This is a genomic window from Methylobacterium mesophilicum (genome assembly GCF_036441335.1).
In the GTDB taxonomy this organism is placed as follows: Bacteria; Pseudomonadota; Alphaproteobacteria; order Rhizobiales; family Beijerinckiaceae; genus Methylobacterium; species Methylobacterium mesophilicum_B.
In genome coordinates this window covers 53,556-72,087 of sequence record NZ_MLBW01000026.1, presented here as the reverse complement: position 1 = coordinate 72,087, position 18,532 = coordinate 53,556, and the positions used below count along the sequence as shown (strand labels likewise).

Here is an 18,532-nt window from a genome sequence, read left to right as displayed (position 1 = left end):
GCGCGGTGCGGTGGCGGGTTGGGCACACCGACCCGCCATTCGCGTGCCCCATACCCGGCGGCGCGGGGAATGCCGCGCTGTGTGACCGGGTCGTCCTTGACGGGACGGAGCCCGGGAGCGTCCAACGGCCGAGCTTAGCCAACCTCAGCCCCCGGACGATCCCGACCATGACGATGCGCCGCCTGCCCCTGCTGATCGCGACCGGCCTGATCGCCCTCGGCGCGACCGCCGCCCTCGCGGGCGGATCCTCGGCCCCGTTCCAGCAGTACGAGCCCGATCCGGCCCTCAAGACCGCCAGCAAGACCAATCTCGAAGGCCGCGTGCGCCACGCCTGCACCGTCGTCCAGGCCCGCATGACCAGCGCCCCCGAGGCGTCCCTGGAGCGCCCCTGCGGCTGCTACGCCCGGCAGACCCTGCGCAGCCTCGATGCCTCCGAGATCGAGGCCTACCGGACCACCGGCTACTTCAACGACACCGCCCGCGCCAAGGCGCTCTCGGCCCTGGACAGCTGCAAGCTGCAGCGCCCGGTCTGAGCGCCCCGAGTCCCGAGGGCTCCCGGGTCCGCGCGCGGAGGGCGGCAACCCGGGGAGCGTCACGGCGGCGGGCGGGTCGGCCGAATGGCCTCGCCCCGCCCGCCGGGACGGGGTTGACCGTATTGCCGCCCGCTAGAGGCTGAGCAGCGCGCCGTCCGGCGCCGCGTCGGCGATCACCACGCGGTCGCCCTCAAGGCGGGCGCGGCCGCCCGCCACCAGGGCGAGCACCGCCGGGTAGAGGCGCCGCTCCTGCACGATCACCCGGTCGGCGAGGCTGTCGGGGTCGTCGTCCTGGCGGACCGGGATCGCGGCCTGGGCGACGATCGGTCCGGCATCGAGCTCCGGCACGACGAAATGGACCGTGCAGCCGTGCAGGCGCACGCCGGCGTCCAGCGCTTGCCGGTGCGTGTGGGTGCCCTTGAACAGCGGCAGGAGCGACGGGTGGATGTTGAGCATCCGGCCGGCCCAGGACGCCACGAAGTCCGTCGTCAGGATCCGCATGAAGCCGGCGAGGCAGACGAGGTCGATCGCGGCCGCCCGCAGCGCCGCGTCGAGGGCGGCGTCGAAGCCGGCGCGGTCGGCGAAGGCCCGGTGATCGATGGCCTGCGTCGGGATGCCCGCCTCGGCCGCCCGGGCCAGGCCGGCGGCCTCCGGGCGGTTCGACAGGACCAGCACGATCTCGGCCGGGAAGGCGGGATCCTTCGCGGCCTCCAGGAGCGCCACCATGTTCGAGCCGCGCCCCGAGATCAGGACCGCGACGCGGGTCTTGCGGCCGGCCGCCATCAGAGGGCGAGGCGGCCGGTGAAGGTCACCGGCTCGGGGCCGCGCGCCGTGATCCGCCCGAGGCGGACCGGGGTCTCGCCGGCCCGGGTCAGGGCCTCGTCGACGTCGTCGACGGCGTCGGCGGCGGCGATCACCACCATGCCGATCCCGCAGTTGAAGGTGCGCAGCATCTCGGCCTCGGCGACGCCGCCCTCGCGGGCGAGCCAGCCGAAGACCGGCGGCGGGGTGACGGCGTCGAGGTCGACGGCGATGCCGACATCGTCGGGCAGGACCCGCGGCAGGTTGTCGGGGAAGCCGCCCCCGGTGATGTGGGCCAGCGCCCGGATCCCGCCGGTGGCGCCCAGAGCCGCGAGCAGCGGCTTCACGTAGATCCGGGTCGGCTCCAGCAGCGCCTCGCCGAGGCTGCGGCCCGGGGCGAACGGGGCCGGCGCGTCCCAGCCGAGGCCGGTCTTCGCGACGATCCGGCGAACCAGCGAGAAGCCGTTGGAATGGACCCCGGAGGAGGGCAGGCCGAGCACGACGTCGCCGGGCCGGATGCCGGGCCGGGGCAGCAGCGCGCCGCGCTCGGCGGCGCCGACCGAGAAGCCCGCGAGGTCGTAGTCGAACCCGTCGTAGAGGCCGGGCATCTCGGCGGTCTCGCCGCCGATCAGCGCGCAGCCCGCCTGCCGGCAGCCCTCGGCGATGCCGCGCACGATGTCGGCGCCGACGCCCGGGACCAGCTTGCCGGTGGCGTAGTAGTCGAGGAAGAACAGCGGCTCGGCGCCCTGGACGATGATGTCGTTCACGCACATCGCCACGAGGTCGATGCCGATCGTGTCGTGGCGGCCGGTCTCGATGGCGATCTTGACCTTGGTGCCGACGCCGTCATTGGCAGCGACCAGGATCGGGTCGCGGAAGCCCGCGGCCTTCAGGTCGAACAGGCCGCCGAACCCGCCGATCTCGGCGTCGGCGCCCGGGCGCCGGGTCGAGCGCACCAGCGGCTTGATCGTCTCGACCATGGCGTTGCCGGCATCGATATCGACGCCCGCCGCCGCGTAGGTCAGCCCCGTCTTCGGCTCGTTGCCGTCCTTGGCCGTCATGCCCGCGCCACCTCGCTGAATACTGGCCCCGCTCTAGCGGCTTCCCGCGCGCGGCGCGAGTCGTGCCGGCGGCGCCTTGATCGGCGCGCCCCGCATACCCACTCTGCCCGCTGGCGTGGTGTGCTGCGGGGGGAGCGTCATCGTGCGCGCACGGGCTGTGATCGGGCTGGCCGCTGTCGTCGCCCTGGGATTGATCGTCTACCTCCTCCGGGAGGTGATGCTGCCGTTCGTGGCCGGCATCACGCTGGCCTACCTGCTCGATCCCCTGGCCGACCGGCTGGAGCGGCTCGGTCTCGGGCGGCTGGCGGCGAGCCTGCTGATCCTGGCGCTGTTCGTCGTCGTCCTCGTCGTGACGCTGCTGATCCTGATCCCGCTCACGGCCAACCAAGTCGTGGCGCTCGTCAACGCGCTGCCCGGGATGGTGTCGCGGCTCCAGGCGATCATCGCCGAGCGGTCCGGCACCCTGCTCGAGCGCGTCGGCGGCGCGAACGTCCTCAACGAGCTGCAATCCTCGGTGGGTACGCTGGCCACCCAGGCCGGGACGTGGCTCCTGGCCTTCCTGAAATCGCTCTGGTCGGGCAGCCAGGCGCTGATCTCGATCGCCTCGCTGCTCGTCGTGACGCCGGTCGTCGCCTTCTACATCCTCGTCGACTGGGACCGGATGGTCGCCGCCATCGACGGCTGGGTGCCGCCCCGGCACCGGGCGACGGTGCGCGAGCTGGCGCGCCAGATCGACGGGGCGGTCACCGGATACGTCCGCGGCCAGACGCTGGTCTGCCTCATCCTGGGCAGCTTCTACGCGGTCGGCCTCTGGCTGGTCGGCCTCAACTTCGGCGTGCTGATCGGGCTGATCGCGGGGTTCCTGACCTTCATCCCCTACGTCGGTACGCTCACCGGCTTCCTGCTCTCCGTGGGCGTCGCGCTCGTCCAGTTCTGGCCCTCCGGAGACTGGCTGCATCTCGGCCTGACCGTCGGCGTGTTCCTCGTCGGCCAGTTCCTGGAGGGGAACGTCATCTCGCCGAAGCTCGTCGGCGATTCCACCGGGCTGCATCCGGTCTGGCTGATGTTCGCCCTGCTCGCCTTCGGGACGCTGTTCGGCTTCGTCGGACTGCTGCTCGCGGTCCCGATCGCGGCCTCGATCGGCGTGCTGGTCCGCTTCGCCCTGGCCCGCTACCTGGAGAGCCGGCTCTATCACGCCGGGCAGCCGATCCTGATCGAGCACGGCGGCACGGACGCTTCGGCCTTGACCTCCGCGGGCGCGGGATGATCCTGAGCGGCACATGCGCGAGAACGCCCCACCCCGGCAGTTGGCCTTCGACCTGCCGCTCGATCCCCGCTACGGGCGCGAGGATTTCCTCGTCGGGCCGGCCAACGAGGCTGCCTACGCGCTGATCGAGGCATGGCCGGACTGGCCCGACAGCGTCCTGGTCCTCACCGGCCCCTCGGGCAGCGGCAAGAGCCACCTCGCGGCGATCTGGGCCGAGCGCGCCCATGCCTGGACCCTGCCGGCCGCGGAGCTGGGTGCCGACGCCGTCCAGCACCTCGTGTCCAACGGGGCGCTGGTCGTGGAGGACATCGACCGGGCGGAGCGGCTCGACGAGGCGGCGCTGTTCCACCTGCTCAACCGCGCCCGCGAACGGCGCTGCCCGGTCCTGCTGACCAGCGCCGCGGGCCTCGACGCCCTCGACCTCGCGACGCCGGACTTGCGCTCGCGGCTCCGCCTCGCCCCCGGCATCGCCATCGAGGCGCCGGACGACGCCCTGCTGCGCGCCGTCCTGGTCAAGCTGTTCGTGGACCGGCAGCTGGTCGTCGATCTCGGCGTGATCGATGCGTTGGCCCTGCGAATCGACCGATCGCTGGGCCGCGCCCGCGACGTCGTTGCCGAGCTCGACCGCGACGCCCTCGGCCGCGGGCGGCGGATCAGCCGGCCGCTCGCGCTGGCCGTCCTGCGGCGGGTGGGTCTGGAAGACGAGCCCGACCCGGCCGGCTGAGCGCGGAATGCGGCGGGCGTCACGAAACTGTCGTGAAGGCCGCCGGTCGAGGGTGATACACGCTCCGCCGCCGCGAGGAGCAGAGACAGGGATCCGGGATGGAATCGACGCAGAAGCCCATGGACCGCGACGCCGCCGACGAGGCCGCCGAGCCCCGGCGGCGCGCGGCGGCCAACCCGGCCGCCGACGCCAACGACGAGTGGCCGGCCGCCGCCGCACCGGCGGAGCCGGCGGCCGGCGCGGCCCGCGAACCGGTTCTGGAGGCGGGGCGGTCCCTGCGTCACTCGCCGGAGCGGTTCGTGAACCGCGAGCTGTCCTGGCTGCAGTTCAATCGGCGCGTCCTGGAGGAGGCGTCGAACCCGAACCACCCGCTCCTGGAGCGCCTCCGCTTCCTGTCGATCTCGGCCAACAACCTCGACGAGTTCTTCATGGTCCGCGTCGCCGGCCTGATCGATCAGGTCCGGGCGGGGATCACGGTCCCGTCGCAGGACGGCCTGTCGCCGTCGGAGCAGCTGGTCCGGATCGGCGCCGAGGTGTCGCGCCTCGCCGCCGACCAGCAGGCCCGCTGGCGGGACCTGCGCGAGGAGCTGCACGCGGCCGACATCGACATCGTCGAGCCCGCCGCCCTCTCGGCCGAGCAGGCGGCGTGGCTCGAGGAGTACTTCCTCAACCACGTCTTCCCGGTCCTGACGCCGCTGGCGATCGATCCGGCCCACCCGTTCCCGTTCATCCCGAATCTCGGCACGACGATCGCGCTGATGCTGGTGCGGCCGAAGGACGGCCGTCTGCTGCGCGCGCTCATCCGCCTGCCCGGCGTCATCGACCGCTTCGTGCGCCTGCCGGTGAGCGACAGTGAGACCGCGGCGCGGCTGATGCCGATCGAGCAGGTGATCGGGATGTTCACCGGTCGGCTCTTCCCGGGCTACCTCGTGAAGGGCAGCGGCGCGTTCCGCGTGGTCCGCGACTCCGACCTGGAGATCGAGGAGGAGGCGGAAGACCTCGTCCTGCATTTCGAGACCGCGCTGAAGCAGCGCCGCCGCGGCGTCGTGATCCGCCTCGAGGTCGAGTCCGGCATGTCGGAGGATCTGCGCAGCTTCGTCGCCGACGAGCTCGAGATCGCCGCGGACGCGATCTTCCTCGTGGAGGGCATGCTCGCCCTGAACGAGCTGTCCCAGGTCGTCGGCATCGACAGGCCCGACCTGAAGTTCAAGCCCTACAACCCGCGCTTCCCCGAGCGCATCCGCGAGAGCGGCGGCGACGTCTTCGCGGCGATCCGCCAGAAGGACTTCATCGTCCACCACCCCTACGAATCCTTCGACTCGGTGGTCCAGTTCCTGGCCCAGGCCGCTCGAGACCCGAACGTCGTCGCGATCAAGCAGACGCTCTACCGGACCTCGTCGAACTCGCCGATCGTCGCGGCCCTCGCCGAGGCCGCCGAGCTGGGCAAGTCCGTCACCGCGCTCGTGGAGCTGAAGGCGCGGTTCGACGAGGAGGCCAACATCCGCTGGGCGCGCAACCTGGAGAAGGCGGGCGCGCAGGTCGTGTTCGGCTTCGTCGAGCTGAAGACGCACGCCAAGCTGTCGCTGGTGGTACGACGCGAGGGCGACAGGCTCGTCACCTACTGCCACGTCGGCACCGGCAACTATCACCCGATCACGGCCCGCATCTACACCGACCTCTCCTTCTTCACCGCCGACCCGGCGATCGCCCGGGACGTGTCGCGCATCTTCAACTTCATCACCGGCTACGCCGAGCCGGCTGAGCTGGAGCGGATGGCGGTCTCGCCGCTGACGGCGAAGAACAAGCTGCTCGAGCACATCGAGGCGGAGGTGGCCCATGCCAGGGCCGGGCGCCCGGCGGCGATCTGGATCAAGTGCAACTCCCTGGTCGACGGCCAGATCATCGACGCCCTCTACGACGCCTCGGAAGCCGGCGTTCAGATCGACTGCGTGGTCCGCGGCATCTGCTGCCTGCGGCCGGGCATTCCCGGCCTGTCGGAAACGATCCGGGTGAAGTCGATCGTCGGCCGCTTCCTGGAGCACGGGCGCATCTACGCTTTCGGCAACGGCGTGGGGCTGCCGCACCCCAAGGCCACGGTCTACATCTCGTCCGCCGACCTGATGAGCCGGAACCTCGACCGTCGCGTCGAGGCGCTGCTGCCGATCACGAATCCGACGGTGCATCAGCAGGTGCTCGACCAGATCATGCTGGCCAACCTGCTGGACAACCGCCAGAGCTGGCGGCTCCTCGCCTCGGGCGGGTGTGAACGGATCCAGCCCGCCGAGGGCGAGGAGCCGTTCAACGCCCACAAGTATTTCATGACCAATCCCAGCCTCTCGGGACGCGGCAAGGCCTCGAAGAAGTCGAGCCCGCGGGCGCTGAGCCGCCGTGCGCAACGCAGCTGAGTTTCGCCGCGCGGCGTCGCTGGGGTAAACCTCCCGCACGGCGCGTCGGCAGGCGCGCCGGGCTGATGAAGGACTCGGACGTTTGGGCAGCCCTCTTGCCAATCTCACCCTCGCACACGACGCGGAGGCGATCGACAGCGCCGCGCAACAGCCGGTGGCGATCATCGACATCGGCTCGAACTCCGTCCGCCTCGTCGCGTATGACGGGCTGACCCGGGCGCCGACGCCGCTCTACAACGAGAAAGTGCTCTGTGGCCTGGGGCGCAACGTCCTGACGACGGGCCGACTGAACGAGGAGGCGGTGGCCCGCGCGCTCGCTGCCCTGGCGCGGTTCCGGGTGCTGTGCGAGACGATGCGCGTCCGGCGGGTCTTCGTGCTCGCCACCGCGGCGGCGCGGGACGCCGAGAACGGTCCCGACTTTCTCCGCGCCGCCGAGGCGGCCTGCGGCCAGGAGATCCAGCTCCTCTCCGGACGGCGCGAGGCGGAGCTCTCGGCGCTCGGCGTGGTCTCGGGCTTCCACGCACCGAACGGGGTCGTCGGCGACATGGGCGGCGGCTCCCTCGAACTCGTGGACGTCCGCGGGGCGGTCGTCGGCCAGGGCGTGACCATGCCCCTCGGCGGTCTCGCGCTCCAGGACCTGTCGGGCGGCTCGGTCAAGAAGGCCGCCAAGATCGTCCGCGAGTACATGCGCAAGGCGGCCCCGCAGCTCGAGACGCTGCGCGGCCGGACCTTCTACGCCGTCGGCGGCACGTGGCGCGCGATCGCGCGGCTCCACCAGGCGGCCCGCGGCTACCCCGTGCACGTGATGCACGGCTACACGGTCGAGCCCACCGACGAACTCAGCTTCCTCCAAGTCGTCGAGCAGACCGACGTTGCGCTGCTGCAGGACGTCGACGCGATCTCGGAAGCGCGGCGCCCGCTGCTGGCCTACGGAGCCGTCGTGCTGGAGGAGATCATCCGGGTCGGACGCCCGCGCGAGGTGGCGATCTCGGCATCGGGCGTGCGGGAGGGCCTGCTGTTCGAGCAGCTCGATCGGGACACCCGGCTGATCGACCCGCTGCTGGCCTCGGCGTCGGAGTTCAACGTCCTGCGCGCGCGCTCGCCCCGCCACGGGGAGGAGTTGATCGCCTGGACGGACCGATTCGTCGCGACTCTGGACGGCCACGAGACCGCCGACGAGCGCCGGCTGCGCCACGCGGGCTGCCTGCTGTCGGATGTCGGCTGGCGGGCACATCCGGACTATCGCGGGGAGCAGAGCATCGCGGTGATCCAGAACGCCGCCTTCGTCGGCGTGGATCATCCGGGCCGCGCCTATCTCGCCCTGGCGGTGTCCCTGAGGCACACGGGCCTGGCGCCCGAGAAGGCGAACGCGATGCTCCGGAGCGTGGCCGGTCCGCGCCTGTTCGAGCGCGCCCGCCTCCTCGGCGGCTTGCTCCGGATCGCCTTCCCGATCTCGGCCGGCATGGACGGCGCGCTCGGTCGTGCCCCGCTCACCGTCGAGGATGGCCGCGTGGTGCTGCGCCTCCCGCGCGACTGGGAGGCTCTGACCGGGGACCGCCTGTTGAACCGTGTTCGCGGCCTCGGGCGCATCATCGGCCTGGACGGGCGTGTCGAGGTCACGGACCGCGCCGCCTGATCCGCGCGGCTCAGGTCCGTACCGGTCGACGCACCACGTCGCCGGCGCCGCGGACCGAGCACCCGCCGATGCGGCGACGGCCTCGCGCGACGCCGAGGCCATCCTCGCCCTCCGGGACCGGTATGCCGCGCGTGGAAGCCCGCACGCGGCCCGCCTGACGCGACCTGCGGTGGCACGCGACCGCCGCGACGCATCGCGTGAACGCTGCCGCGCGGCCCAGAATACCTCGATCGATCGATAGATCCGCGATAACATTCGTTTAATTGAGAAACCTAAATTTTTTATTTGTCATTCCATTCCCTGCTTTCAATTCAACCTAAAAACGACATTTCATCGAACGTATCGCCAAGACATACTATCCAATAGTTTCACTCCCCAGGGTGATCGGCCACGCACTTCGCTCTATGATGCGCGCGACGCCCCGAACGACCTCGCATTGTGGACTGTCCGCGCGATGAGATGGCTTGGCTATTTCTCAATCAAAGTCGTCATGTGCACGACAATATTCTCGATGGCGTTGATGTTATTGGGATACGCTGGAAATGCTCTGGTCGAGGCGCGGCTCCAGGCGCAACAGGCCGACGTCGCGGTCACATTGACCCGCGCCAGCCGCCAGCTGCTCAAGACGATCCTGCCGACGCGCCTCGAGAGGGGGGCGGCCCTCGCCCTGAGCGGAGACGCCGCCGCCGACCCGGACAGCCTGAAGGCCTACGCGACGAATCGGGATGCCGTGATCGCGAATTTCAGGAGCCTTCAGGATCTCCTGAAAGACCGCGATCTGCCGGCCGTGACGGTGACGATAGCGAGGCTGATCGCCGCCCAGGACGCGGTGAACCGGCTCCGCCCCCGCATCGATGAAGCCCTGCGCGTACCGAAGCCGAAGCGGGACCCTGCGCTGCTGCCCGCCGTTCTGACCGCCTTCCAGGAACTCGTCGACGCGCTGACGGCGACTACGGACGCCGTGGATTCGGCCATTCCGCGCGCCGACGCGATCCTGCAGCGCTACCTCGTCCTCAAGCGGTCGGCCTGGGCGACCCGCGTCGCGATCGGCAACGTCGCATTGCGGGTGCATACCTCGCTGGCTGCCGGGACATCGTGGTCGCTGCCGGAGACCGTGGCCGCGGCCGAGGAGCGGGCCCGGGTGCAGTCGGCGTGGTCGAGCACCAGCGAGGCCGCGGCGCAGGGCTCGGACGCCGTGCGGGCCGCGTTCGAGAGGGCCAAGCGCAGCAATTTCGAGGGCGAGGCGGCGGAGGCGGCGCGCGCGATCTTCGACGCGCTGAGCCAGCGGCGGGCGTCCCCCTACACGTTCCAGGACCTCCGGAAACGGAACACCGTCGAGCAGATGACGATCGTGGATCTCGCCGATGCCGCCCTCGCCGAGATGGTGTCGCGGGCCGAGAACCTCGCCGCGGCGGCGGACCGCGTTCTCCTGCACAGTGCCGCGGCGCTGCTGGCGGTCCTGCTGCTCGTCGGTCTGGGTCTCGTGGCCCTGTTCAGGGGTGTGCTGCGCCCGCTCCGGATCATCGCCACCGCGATGCGGACGCTGACGGCGGGCGGGACCGCCGTCGACCTCCCGGTGCACGCCTACCGGAACGAGTTCGCGCCGATCATGGTGGCCGTCCAGGCATTCCGGGACAACCTGATCCGCACGCGGGCCCTCGAAGGCGAGGCCGAGCGGGCGCGGCTGGACGCCGACGACCAGCGCCGGGACAGCCTGCGCCAGATGGCACAGCGCTTCGAACAGGCGGTCGGAGGCATGATCGGTCAGGTCGCCGCCTCGGCCTCCGCCTTGCAGGTCACGGCGCAGACGATGACCGCGACGGCTACCCAGACGGCCGGGCAGTCGACGACGGTCGCGGCCGCCGCCGAGCGGGCGTCCAGCAACGTCAACACCGTGGCGGCGGCCGCCGAGGAACTGGGCACGTCCGTGGAGGAGATCGGCCGGCAGGCCGACGGCTCGGCCGATCTCGCGCAGAAGGCGGCGGCCGAGGCCGACCGGACCGCCGCGCGCGTCCAGGATCTGAGCAGCGCCGTGAACAAGATCGGCACGATCGTGGGGCTGATCTCGACGATCGCCGAGCAGACCAACCTGCTGGCGCTGAACGCCACCATCGAGGCGGCGCGCGCGGGCGCCGCCGGCCGCGGCTTCGCCGTGGTGGCATCGGAGGTGAAGGCCCTGGCCGAGCAGACCGCCAAGGCCACCGACGAGATCGCCGGTCAGATCGCGCAGGTCCAGGCCTCGACCGGTCAGGCGGTGGAGGCCATCGCGGCGATCACCGCGCGGATCCGCGAGATCAACGGCGTGGCGACCTCGATCGCGGCGGCCGTCGAGGAACAGGGTGCGGCGACCCGGGAGATCGTGCGGAACGTCGGGCAGGCGGCTGTCGGCACCGGCGAAGTGACCAGCAACATCACCGGCGTCGCCCAGGCGGCCGAGAGCACGGGTCTGGCAGCCGGCCACGTCCTCGACGCGGCCTCTTCCCTCTCGGATCAGTCCGACCACCTGACCGCGGAGGTCGGACGGTTCCTGGCGAGCGTTCGCGTCTCCTACGCGATCTCCGCCGCGCAGGTCGCGCTGGTGCGGAGCAGCTTCGCGACGGTGCAGTCAATGGGCGATGCCGCGGCGGACATCTTCTACGGCCGGCTGTTCGACACCGCGCCGCAAGTCCGGTCGCTCTTCCCGGACGACATGAGCGCGCAGAAGCGGAAGCTGGTCGCCATGCTGGCGCTGGCGGTGTCCAATCTCGACAAGCCGGAGGCCCTGGTCGCGACCGTGCGCGATCTGGGCGACCGGCACGCCGGCTACGGCGCGCTGCAGGCCCATTACGAGGCCGTCGGCGCGGCGCTGCTCTGGACCCTGGAGCAGGGGCTCGGCCCGGACTTCACACCGGAGGTCCGGGACGCCTGGGCCGAGACCTACCGGGTCATCGCCGGCCTCATGACGATGGCCGGGACCGCGAAGGCCGCGTGAACCGGCCGGAGGTCAGGCGACGCGATCGGAGAAGATCGCCTTCTTGACCACGGCGTGGACGCCCCAGTTGCCGTCGACGACCTGCGTGATCCCGAAATCGACCGCCACCGACATCAGCGAGATGGCCTCATCCTCGGTGAGGCCCTTCGCGTGCATCAGGAACTGGCGCATCTTCCGGAACGCGTCGCGCATGGCGAGGTCGATGGAGGATTTCTGGAAGATCGCGCTCTGGGCGTCCGGGCCGAGGTCGCGCAGGTAGTTCGGGTAGCTGAAGCCGGACAGGACCCAGTCGTCCCGGGTCTCGATCATCGGGAAATCGAGGGCTTCCAGCGGCGTCCCGGGCAGGTCGGCCTTCTTGTGGAGGATGAACTGGAAGGTGCCGGTGAGCGAGCACTCGATCGCGGTGCCGCACAACTCGGAATCGCCCTGGCTGGCATGGGGATCGCCCACTGAGAACAGGGCGCCCGGCACTGCCACCGGGTAGTAGAGCGTCGCGCCCTTGCCGATCCGCCAGTTGTCGATGTTGCCGCCGGTATAGCTCGGCGGGATCGTGTTGACCCGGTCGGCCTCGGCGGGCGCGACGCCCATCGTGCCGAAATGCGGCCGGATCGGGACGCGGATCCCTTTCAGGACCTCGAAGGTCTTCTGCGTCTTCGTGTGGTCCACCGGCAGGCCGGGATAGTCGATGGTCGGATGGGAGACGCCGAACGGGTCGGTCACGCCCGGCCAGCGGAAGCTGTAGACCGCCCGGGCCCAGTCGCGCTCGCCGGTGGCGTCGACCTCGTAGATGGTCACGACCTCGCGGGGTTTATCGCCGGTGATCAGGTCGTTGTAGTGGTATCCCCACCACGCCGCCGCGTTGCTGCCGAAGGCCAATCCCTTGTACTTGGGGTTGGCGGAGGGCCGGGGGGCGACGTCGAGGATGCGCACCTCCAGGACGTCGCCGGGTTCGGCGCCGCGGATCGCCACCGGACCGGTGCAGATGTGCACGCCGAGGCCGCCGCCGGGGCCGACCTTGGCGTCCATGGCGCCGGCCCCGCGGGGCGAGACACCCATCTTGTCCTTGGTCCAGAGATAGACGCTCTCGGCGCCCGGATCGCCCTGGATCATGCGCTCGGCATCGTCGCTCGCCTGATGGGTGAGCGTCTCGATCGTGACGAAGTCGCCGGAACCGATCTCGACCTTGGGCTTGAGGCTGCGGCTGAAGAAGCCCCAGTGGACGGTCTCGGCATTCGCCGGCAGGTGGTAATGCGCCGTGGCGGCGATCTTGGCGCCGCTCGCCTGCGCCAGGGCCGGGCTCACGAGCGACGGGCCGCCGGCCGCNGCCGCCGGCCGCCAGGGCCGCGGCGGCGGCGCCGGTCGCCGCGAAGCCGCTCTTCAGGAAGGCGCGCCGCTCCGGCTCCAGATCCCGCCGGAACCGGCGGCGGTGCTCCTCGAAGGCGTGGCAGGTTGGATCGTCGCCCGCGCACATCGCGTCATCTCCCGGTGGTTTCGTGGCCCCGGGACCGGGAAGCAAATCGACGGCCACGCTCGCGGCCGCCGACGGGCGCTCCTCACTCCGAGATCATGCCGACGCCGCTCTCCTCGGCACTCGGAGCGGCCTCGTCCGCCTGGGCCTCGACCACGGCCGCGGCCGTGACGTTGACGATGCCGCGGGCCGTCACCGACGGCGTCAGGATGTGGGCGGGCTTGGCCGGGCCGATCAGGAGCGGGCCGACCGGCAGCGCGTCCGCCAGCACCTTCGCGAACTGGAAGGCGATGTTGGCGGCGTCGAGATTCGGGAAGACCAGGACGTTGGCCGCGCCCTTGAGCCGCGAGCCGGGCAGCACGCGCTCGCGCACCATCTCGTTCAGGGCCGAATCCGCCTGCATCTCGCCGTCGACCTGCAACTCGGGATCCCGCTTGTGCAGGAGCGCGAGGGCGTCGCGCATCTTCATCGCGGACGGCGAATCCGACTGGCCGAAATCCGAGTGGCTGAGCAGCGCGATCTTCGGCGTCATCCCGAACCGGCTGACGTGGCTGGCGCAGGCCTGCGCCACGTCGGCGATCTCCTCGGCCGTGGGGTTCTGGCGGACATGGGTGTCGGCCAGGAAGTAGGCGCCGTTATGGGTCACCACGAGGCTCATGGCGGCGCACTGCTCCACGCCCGGGGCGAGCCCGATCACGTCGCGGATGATGCGCAGCCGCGTCTCGAACCGGCCCTCGAGGCCGCAGATCAGCGCGTCGGCCTCGCCGCGGCGGACCGCGATGGCGCCGATCACGGTGTTGTTGGTGCGGACCAGAGTCCGGGCCGCGTCCGGCGTGATGCCGCGGCGCCCGGCCACCTCCAGGTAGGTCTGGACGTAGGCGCGGTAGCGGGGATCGTCCTCGGGATCGATCAGCTCGAAGTCGCGGCCGTGCACCATCGACAGGCCGAAGCGCTTCAGGCGAGTCTCGACCACCCGCGGACGGCCGACCAGGATCGGCAGGGCGACCTTGTCCTCGACGATCGCCTGGACGGCGCGGAGCACGCGCTCGTCCTCGCCCTCGGCGTAGATCACGCGCTTGGGCTCGGCCTTCGCCTTCGAGAACAGCGGCTTCATGATCAGGCCGGACCGGTGCACGAACCGGTCGAGGCTCTCGACATAGGCGTCGAGGTCCGGGAGCGGCCGGCCGGCGACGCCCGAATCCATCGCGGCCTTGGCGACAGCGGGGGCGATGCGCAGGATCAGGCGCGGGTCGAACGGGCTCGGGATCAGGGATTTCGGCCCGAACGGGCGGGCCTCGCCGCCGTAGGCCCGGGCGACCACGTCGGAGGTCGTCTCGTGGGCCAGACCCGCGATCGCCTTCACGGCGGCCTTCTTCATCTCCTCGTTGATCTTGTGCGCGCCGACGTCGAGGGCCCCGCGGAAGATGTAGGGGAAGCACAGGACATTGTTGACCTGGTTCGGGAAGTCCGACCGCCCGGTGCAGATCATCGCGTCCGGCCGCTCCTTCTCGGCCAGATCCGGCATGATCTCTGGATAGGGATTGGCGAGCGCCATGATCAGCGGCTTCTCGGCCATCTCCTTCAGGTACTCGGGCTTGAGCACGCCGCCGGCCGACAGGCCGATGAACACGTCCGCGCCCGGGATCACCTCGGCCAGCGTCCGCTTGTCGGTCTCCTGGGCGTAGACGTCCTTCCACCGGTCCATCAGCTCGGCCCGGCCCTTGTAGACGACGCCCTTGATGTCGGTGACCGTGATGTTCTCGCGGGTCGCGCCGAGGGAGACGAGCAGGTTGAGGCAGGCGAGCGCCGCCGCGCCGGCGCCGGACGTGACGATCCGGACGTCGGACAGGTTCTTGCCGGCGAGTTCCAGGCCGTTGAGGACGGCGGCCGCGACGATGATCGCGGTGCCGTGCTGATCGTCGTGGAAGACCGGGATGTTCATCCGGGCCCGGCACTGCTCCTCGACCTCGAAGCACTCGGGCGCCTTGATGTCCTCCAGGTTGATGCCGCCGAAAGTCGGCTCGAGGGCGCAGACCACGTCGACGAGCTTGGACACGTCCTTCTGGTCGACCTCAATGTCGAAGACGTCGATGCCGGCGAACTTCTTGAACAGGACGGCCTTGCCCTCCATCACGGGCTTCGAGGCCAGCGGGCCGATATCGCCGAGGCCCAGCACCGCCGTGCCGTTGGAGAGCACAGCCACGAGGTTCTGGCGGACCGTGAGTTCGGCAGCCTGCTGCGGGTCGTCGTGGATCGCCATGCAGGCTGCGGCGACGCCGGGCGAGTAGGCCAGCGCGAGGTCGCGCTGGTTGCCGAGGGGCTTGGTCGCCTGGATCTCCAGCTTCCCGGGCTTGGGCAGGCGGTGGTAGACGAGCGCCCCGGCCTTGAGGTCCTCGGACATGTTATCGGCCATCGCCCACGCTCCCGCTCACCTTTTTCACCGAGGACGACACGGTCGCGCATCGCGCGGGCCCGCGTCATGACCGGTCTGTTGCACCGGCTGCGCAGGGGGCGCAACCCGCACAACGAGACCCGGATCCACCTCGCCACGCTGGCGAGGACCCACGGCTTCTCCATAGGCGCCTATTCGTACGGCCGTCCAAAAGTCCGCTTCCCGGAGAGCGGGCGGCGGCTGACGATCGGCCGCTATTGTTCCATCGCCGACAAGGTCGAGATCCTGCTCGGCGGCGATCACCGCCTCGACTGGGCGTCGACCTACCCGTTCGCGGCGATGCGCGGGCACTTCCCGGACGCCGCGGCGCCGGAGGATTACCACGCCTCGCGGGGCGACGTGGTGATCGGCAACGATGTCTGGCTCGGGTCCGGCTGCATGATCCTGTCGGGCGTCACCGTCGGGCACGGGGCCGTGGTGGCGGCCCGCGCCGTGGTGACCCGCGACGTGCCGGCCTACGCCGTCGTGGCGGGCAACCCGGCGCGGGTGGTGCGCCGCCGCTTCGACGCGGAGACCGTCGAGGCGCTCGTGGCGGCGGCGTGGTGGGACCTGCCGCACGATGCGGTGACGCGGCTGGTGCCGCTGCTCCAGAGCGGTCGGATCGCGGAACTGCTCACGGCGTTGCGCGCGGGCGCGGATTCCCGTACCGGCGGGGCCCAACGCGAAGACCATCCGAGATCCGGACGATGACCGACACGCCTCCCGACCGCCTCGCCTCGAACCCGAACAGCCCGTTCTACGACGAGAAGGTGCTGGAGCGCGGGGTCGGCGTCCGATTCAAGGGCGTCGAGAAGACGAACGTCGAGGAGTACTGCGTGAGCGAGGGCTGGGTCCGGCTCTCGGCCGGCAAGACCCTCGACCGGGCCGGCAACCCGATGACGGTGAAGCTGAAGGGCACCGTGGAACCCTACTTCCGCGACCCGGTCGCGGAGGCCTGATCGGCCACCCGCGCGAGCGCGGACTCGAAGTTGCGGACGGCCTCGCGGACGAGCCTCCCGATCTGATCCGGAGAGCGCGGCCCGTCGACGACGAGGCTCGCGAGGATGTCGGAGCGGCGAGCGCGCTGCTTGGCGGTGCGCCCGTGGTTCGAGACGCGCAGGTGCCAGGGGCAGCCCGGCCGCCTCAGGTACAGGCTGTCGCCGCGCTCGTTCCGGGCGACGATCGCGAAGCCGTCCGCCTCCAGCATCCGCGCCGCCAGACCGAGCGCCGCGAGCGGCGGAAGCGGGCCGACGGCGGTCACGGCCCGGCCGGCTCGATCGTGCCGNGGCCCGGCCGGCTCGATCGTGCCGAGGCGGCGCCGCCCGAGCGCCCGCGCCTTGAGCGCCAGGGCCGGCCGCTCGACCGCGTACCAGGACAGGGCCGCGACCGGCACCGCGAGGGCGAGGGCCGGGACCAGCAGCGCGATCCCGGAGGCGGACGGCCACAGGGCGTGCAGGCTCTGCTGGATCGGCCAGCCGTAGAGATAGATCCCGTAGGAGAGATCGGACGACGGGTCGAACACGCCGCGCGCCAGGGGGCCGAGGGCGAGCCAGACCACGCCGTAAGCCTCGGCGAGGAACAGCAGGGCGGGGTAGGCCGGCGTCCGCGCGAGGACGAAGGCGCCGAAGACCAGGCAGGCGAGGGCCGCTGCCGAGACCCGCAGGCGATCGCGCCACAGGTAGAGACACGCGCCGGCCGCGAAGATCAGCGGCAGGCGCAGCGCCGTCTCGGTGCCCTTGGGCAGGTCCGCCCCCCGGGATCCGCAGGCGATCGTCAGGGCGAGTGCCAGCCCCAGCACGATCAGGGGGGCCGACCACCGTCGCCGGAGCAGCCCGCACGGGGCGGCGACGAGGACGCCGAGGTAGCACAGCACCTCGTATTTCAGCGTCCAGACCGTGCCGAGGGGCGCGCGGTAGGGGTTGGATTCGAAGACGCCGGGGAGGGCGGCGTTGCTCTTGAAGGTCGTCAGCGTGCCGCGGATGAACGACCACAGGGCGGGATCGCGCCAGTACTCGGAGACGGGCAGACGGGTCAGCGCCGCGCCGAGCCCGAGCGCGACGACGAGCGTCGCCGCCACGAGGCCGGGCAGGATCCGCAAGGTCCGTGCGAGGGCGTAGTCCCGGATACCGCGCCGGTCGCAGCTCATCGTGACGAGGAAGCCCGACACGGCGAAGAAGCCGTTCACCGCGTGCTCGCCCAACGTGTAGCCGGTGAGCCGGGCGAGGGGCTCGTCGCCGGCGGCGCCGGTCGCGACGCTGAACGCGTGGGACACCACGACGGCCAGGGCCAGCATCAGCCGCAGGCCGGTGAAGCCGTTGGGCCCGCGCTCCAGCGCGGCCGCGATCGTCGGCGCGCTCATCCCGCCAGACCCTCGCGGGCCAGCGCGGTGCGGCCCCGGAGGAAGGAGAGGGCACCCGCGGCCGAGCCGCCGTAGCGCTCGAGTCCGGCCCGCCGCAGCACGAGCGCGGACAGCAGCGCCTTCGGCAGATTGGCGGCCAGGGCGGCGAGGCTCGGGTCCGGCAGACCGTACTTCCGGCTGACATAGGCGCGCGACCATGCCTGATGCCAGCGCGCGCGAAACACCCGTCCCGGCTCGGGCGCCGACGACCGTCCGCGACCGTGGAGCGCCTCGGCGCGGTGGACGTGAATCAGGGCGCGGCCGCTCTCGGCCACGCGCCGGCACAGGTCGTCGTCCTCGTAGAACAGGAAGATGTTCTCGTCGAACCCGCCGAGGTCGAGGAACAGGGCGCGCGGCATCATCAGGCAGGCCCCGGAGAGGAACGGCGCGCAGGCGTCGCCCTGCGGCGGCGCGCGCCGGCCGGCGGGATTGGTCAGGTAGGGCGCGAGCAGGGAGCGCGCCTGGAAGAAGAAGCGCCCGTCGGGTTCGACGAGGCGCGGGGCGAGCAGACCGGCATCCGGCCAGGCGCGGGCCGCGTCCAGAAGAGCGTCCACGGCGCCCGGCCGCAGCACGACGTCGGGGTTGACGACGAGGACGTGCTCCGCCGTCTCGGCCGCGCGGACGCCCCGGTTGTTGGCGCGCCCGTAGCCCTCGTTGCGGGCGTTGCGGATCACCTGCGCGCCGGCCGCCTCCGCGACCGACGCGGAGGCGTCCCGGCTGGCATTGTCCACGACGATCGCCGGCACGTGCTCGCCGGCGAGCGCCGCGAGGCAGGCCGGCAGCACGTCGGCGCTGTCGTGGGCGACGACGATCGCGACGAGGCTCGCCACCGCGCGG

12 protein-coding genes and 2 pseudogenes are annotated in these 18,532 nt (G+C 71.4%); 8 read left to right on the top strand and 6 right to left on the bottom strand.

The window, feature by feature from the left end; genetic code table 11:
* Positions 1 to 167: 167 nt before the first annotated feature.
* Positions 168 to 533: a hypothetical protein gene (locus MMR14E_RS16285; RefSeq protein ID WP_331315675.1), complete on the top strand. Its 366-nt coding sequence runs from the start codon at positions 168 to 170 to the stop codon at positions 531 to 533.
* Between the two features lie 132 nt (positions 534 to 665).
* On the opposite strand, the gene purN is transcribed toward MMR14E_RS16285, so the two are convergent.
* Positions 666 to 1,316: a phosphoribosylglycinamide formyltransferase gene (gene purN / locus MMR14E_RS16280; protein WP_331315674.1), complete on the bottom strand. Its 651-nt coding sequence runs from the start codon at positions 1,314 to 1,316 to the stop codon at positions 666 to 668.
* Entirely contained in the window at positions 1,316 to 2,395 is a 1,080-nt protein-coding gene (gene purM, locus MMR14E_RS16275; protein ID WP_331315673.1) for a phosphoribosylformylglycinamidine cyclo-ligase, read from the bottom strand. The genes purN and purM overlap by 1 nt, the downstream gene beginning before the upstream one ends.
* A 142-nt stretch (positions 2,396 to 2,537) precedes the next feature.
* On the opposite strand from purM, the gene MMR14E_RS16270 reads away from it, so the two are divergent.
* The 5 genes from MMR14E_RS16270 to MMR14E_RS16250 all read left to right on the top strand — a co-directional run bounded on the left by MMR14E_RS16270 (position 2,538) and on the right by MMR14E_RS16250 (position 11,398).
* Entirely contained in the window at positions 2,538 to 3,662 is a 1,125-nt protein-coding gene (locus MMR14E_RS16270; protein WP_331315672.1) for an AI-2E family transporter, read from the top strand.
* A gap of 13 nt (positions 3,663 to 3,675) precedes the next feature.
* Positions 3,676 to 4,386, top strand: a complete 711-nt coding sequence (locus MMR14E_RS16265; RefSeq protein ID WP_331315671.1) for a hypothetical protein — start codon at positions 3,676 to 3,678, stop codon at positions 4,384 to 4,386.
* A gap of 98 nt (positions 4,387 to 4,484) precedes the next feature.
* Entirely contained in the window at positions 4,485 to 6,791 is a 2,307-nt protein-coding gene (locus MMR14E_RS16260; protein ID WP_331315670.1) for an RNA degradosome polyphosphate kinase, read from the top strand.
* Positions 6,792 to 6,873: 82 nt separating this feature from the next.
* Positions 6,874 to 8,427 carry an exopolyphosphatase gene (gene ppx / locus MMR14E_RS16255; RefSeq protein WP_331315669.1) on the top strand — a complete coding sequence of 518 codons (1,554 nt, stop codon included), beginning with the start codon at positions 6,874 to 6,876 and terminating at the stop codon, positions 8,425 to 8,427.
* A gap of 511 nt (positions 8,428 to 8,938) precedes the next feature.
* Positions 8,939 to 11,398, top strand: a complete 2,460-nt coding sequence (locus tag MMR14E_RS16250) for a methyl-accepting chemotaxis protein (RefSeq protein WP_419539357.1) — start codon at positions 8,939 to 8,941, stop codon at positions 11,396 to 11,398.
* A gap of 12 nt (positions 11,399 to 11,410) precedes the next feature.
* Here MMR14E_RS16250 and MMR14E_RS16245 read toward each other — a convergent pair.
* A pseudogene (locus tag MMR14E_RS16245) lies at positions 11,411 to 12,869 on the bottom strand (acetamidase/formamidase family protein).
* An 82-nt stretch (positions 12,870 to 12,951) separates the two neighbouring features.
* Positions 12,952 to 15,279: an NADP-dependent malic enzyme gene (locus MMR14E_RS16240; protein ID WP_331315667.1), complete on the bottom strand. Its 2,328-nt coding sequence runs from the start codon at positions 15,277 to 15,279 to the stop codon at positions 12,952 to 12,954.
* Positions 15,280 to 15,345: 66 nt separating this feature from the next.
* On the opposite strand from MMR14E_RS16240, the gene MMR14E_RS16235 reads away from it, so the two are divergent.
* Complete coding sequence (locus MMR14E_RS16235) at positions 15,346 to 16,008, top strand: CatB-related O-acetyltransferase (protein ID WP_331315666.1); 663 nt, start codon at positions 15,346 to 15,348, stop codon at positions 16,006 to 16,008.
* A complete protein-coding gene (locus MMR14E_RS16230) occupies positions 16,005 to 16,256 on the top strand; it encodes a DUF3297 family protein (RefSeq protein ID WP_331315665.1) in 252 nt (83 codons plus the stop codon). Before MMR14E_RS16235 ends, MMR14E_RS16230 begins: the two co-directional genes overlap by 4 nt.
* Positions 16,257 to 16,583: 327 nt before the next feature.
* Here the strand turns inward: MMR14E_RS16230 and MMR14E_RS16225 are convergent.
* Both MMR14E_RS16225 and MMR14E_RS16220 read right to left on the bottom strand, forming a co-directional pair.
* A pseudogene (locus tag MMR14E_RS16225) lies at positions 16,584 to 17,656 on the bottom strand (acyltransferase family protein); the annotation flags it as partial.
* Complete coding sequence (locus MMR14E_RS16220; RefSeq protein ID WP_331315664.1) at positions 17,653 to 18,525, bottom strand: glycosyltransferase family 2 protein; 873 nt, start codon at positions 18,523 to 18,525, stop codon at positions 17,653 to 17,655. The pseudogene MMR14E_RS16225 and the gene MMR14E_RS16220, both read right to left, overlap by 4 nt.
* Between the last annotated feature and the right edge of the window lie 7 nt (positions 18,526 to 18,532).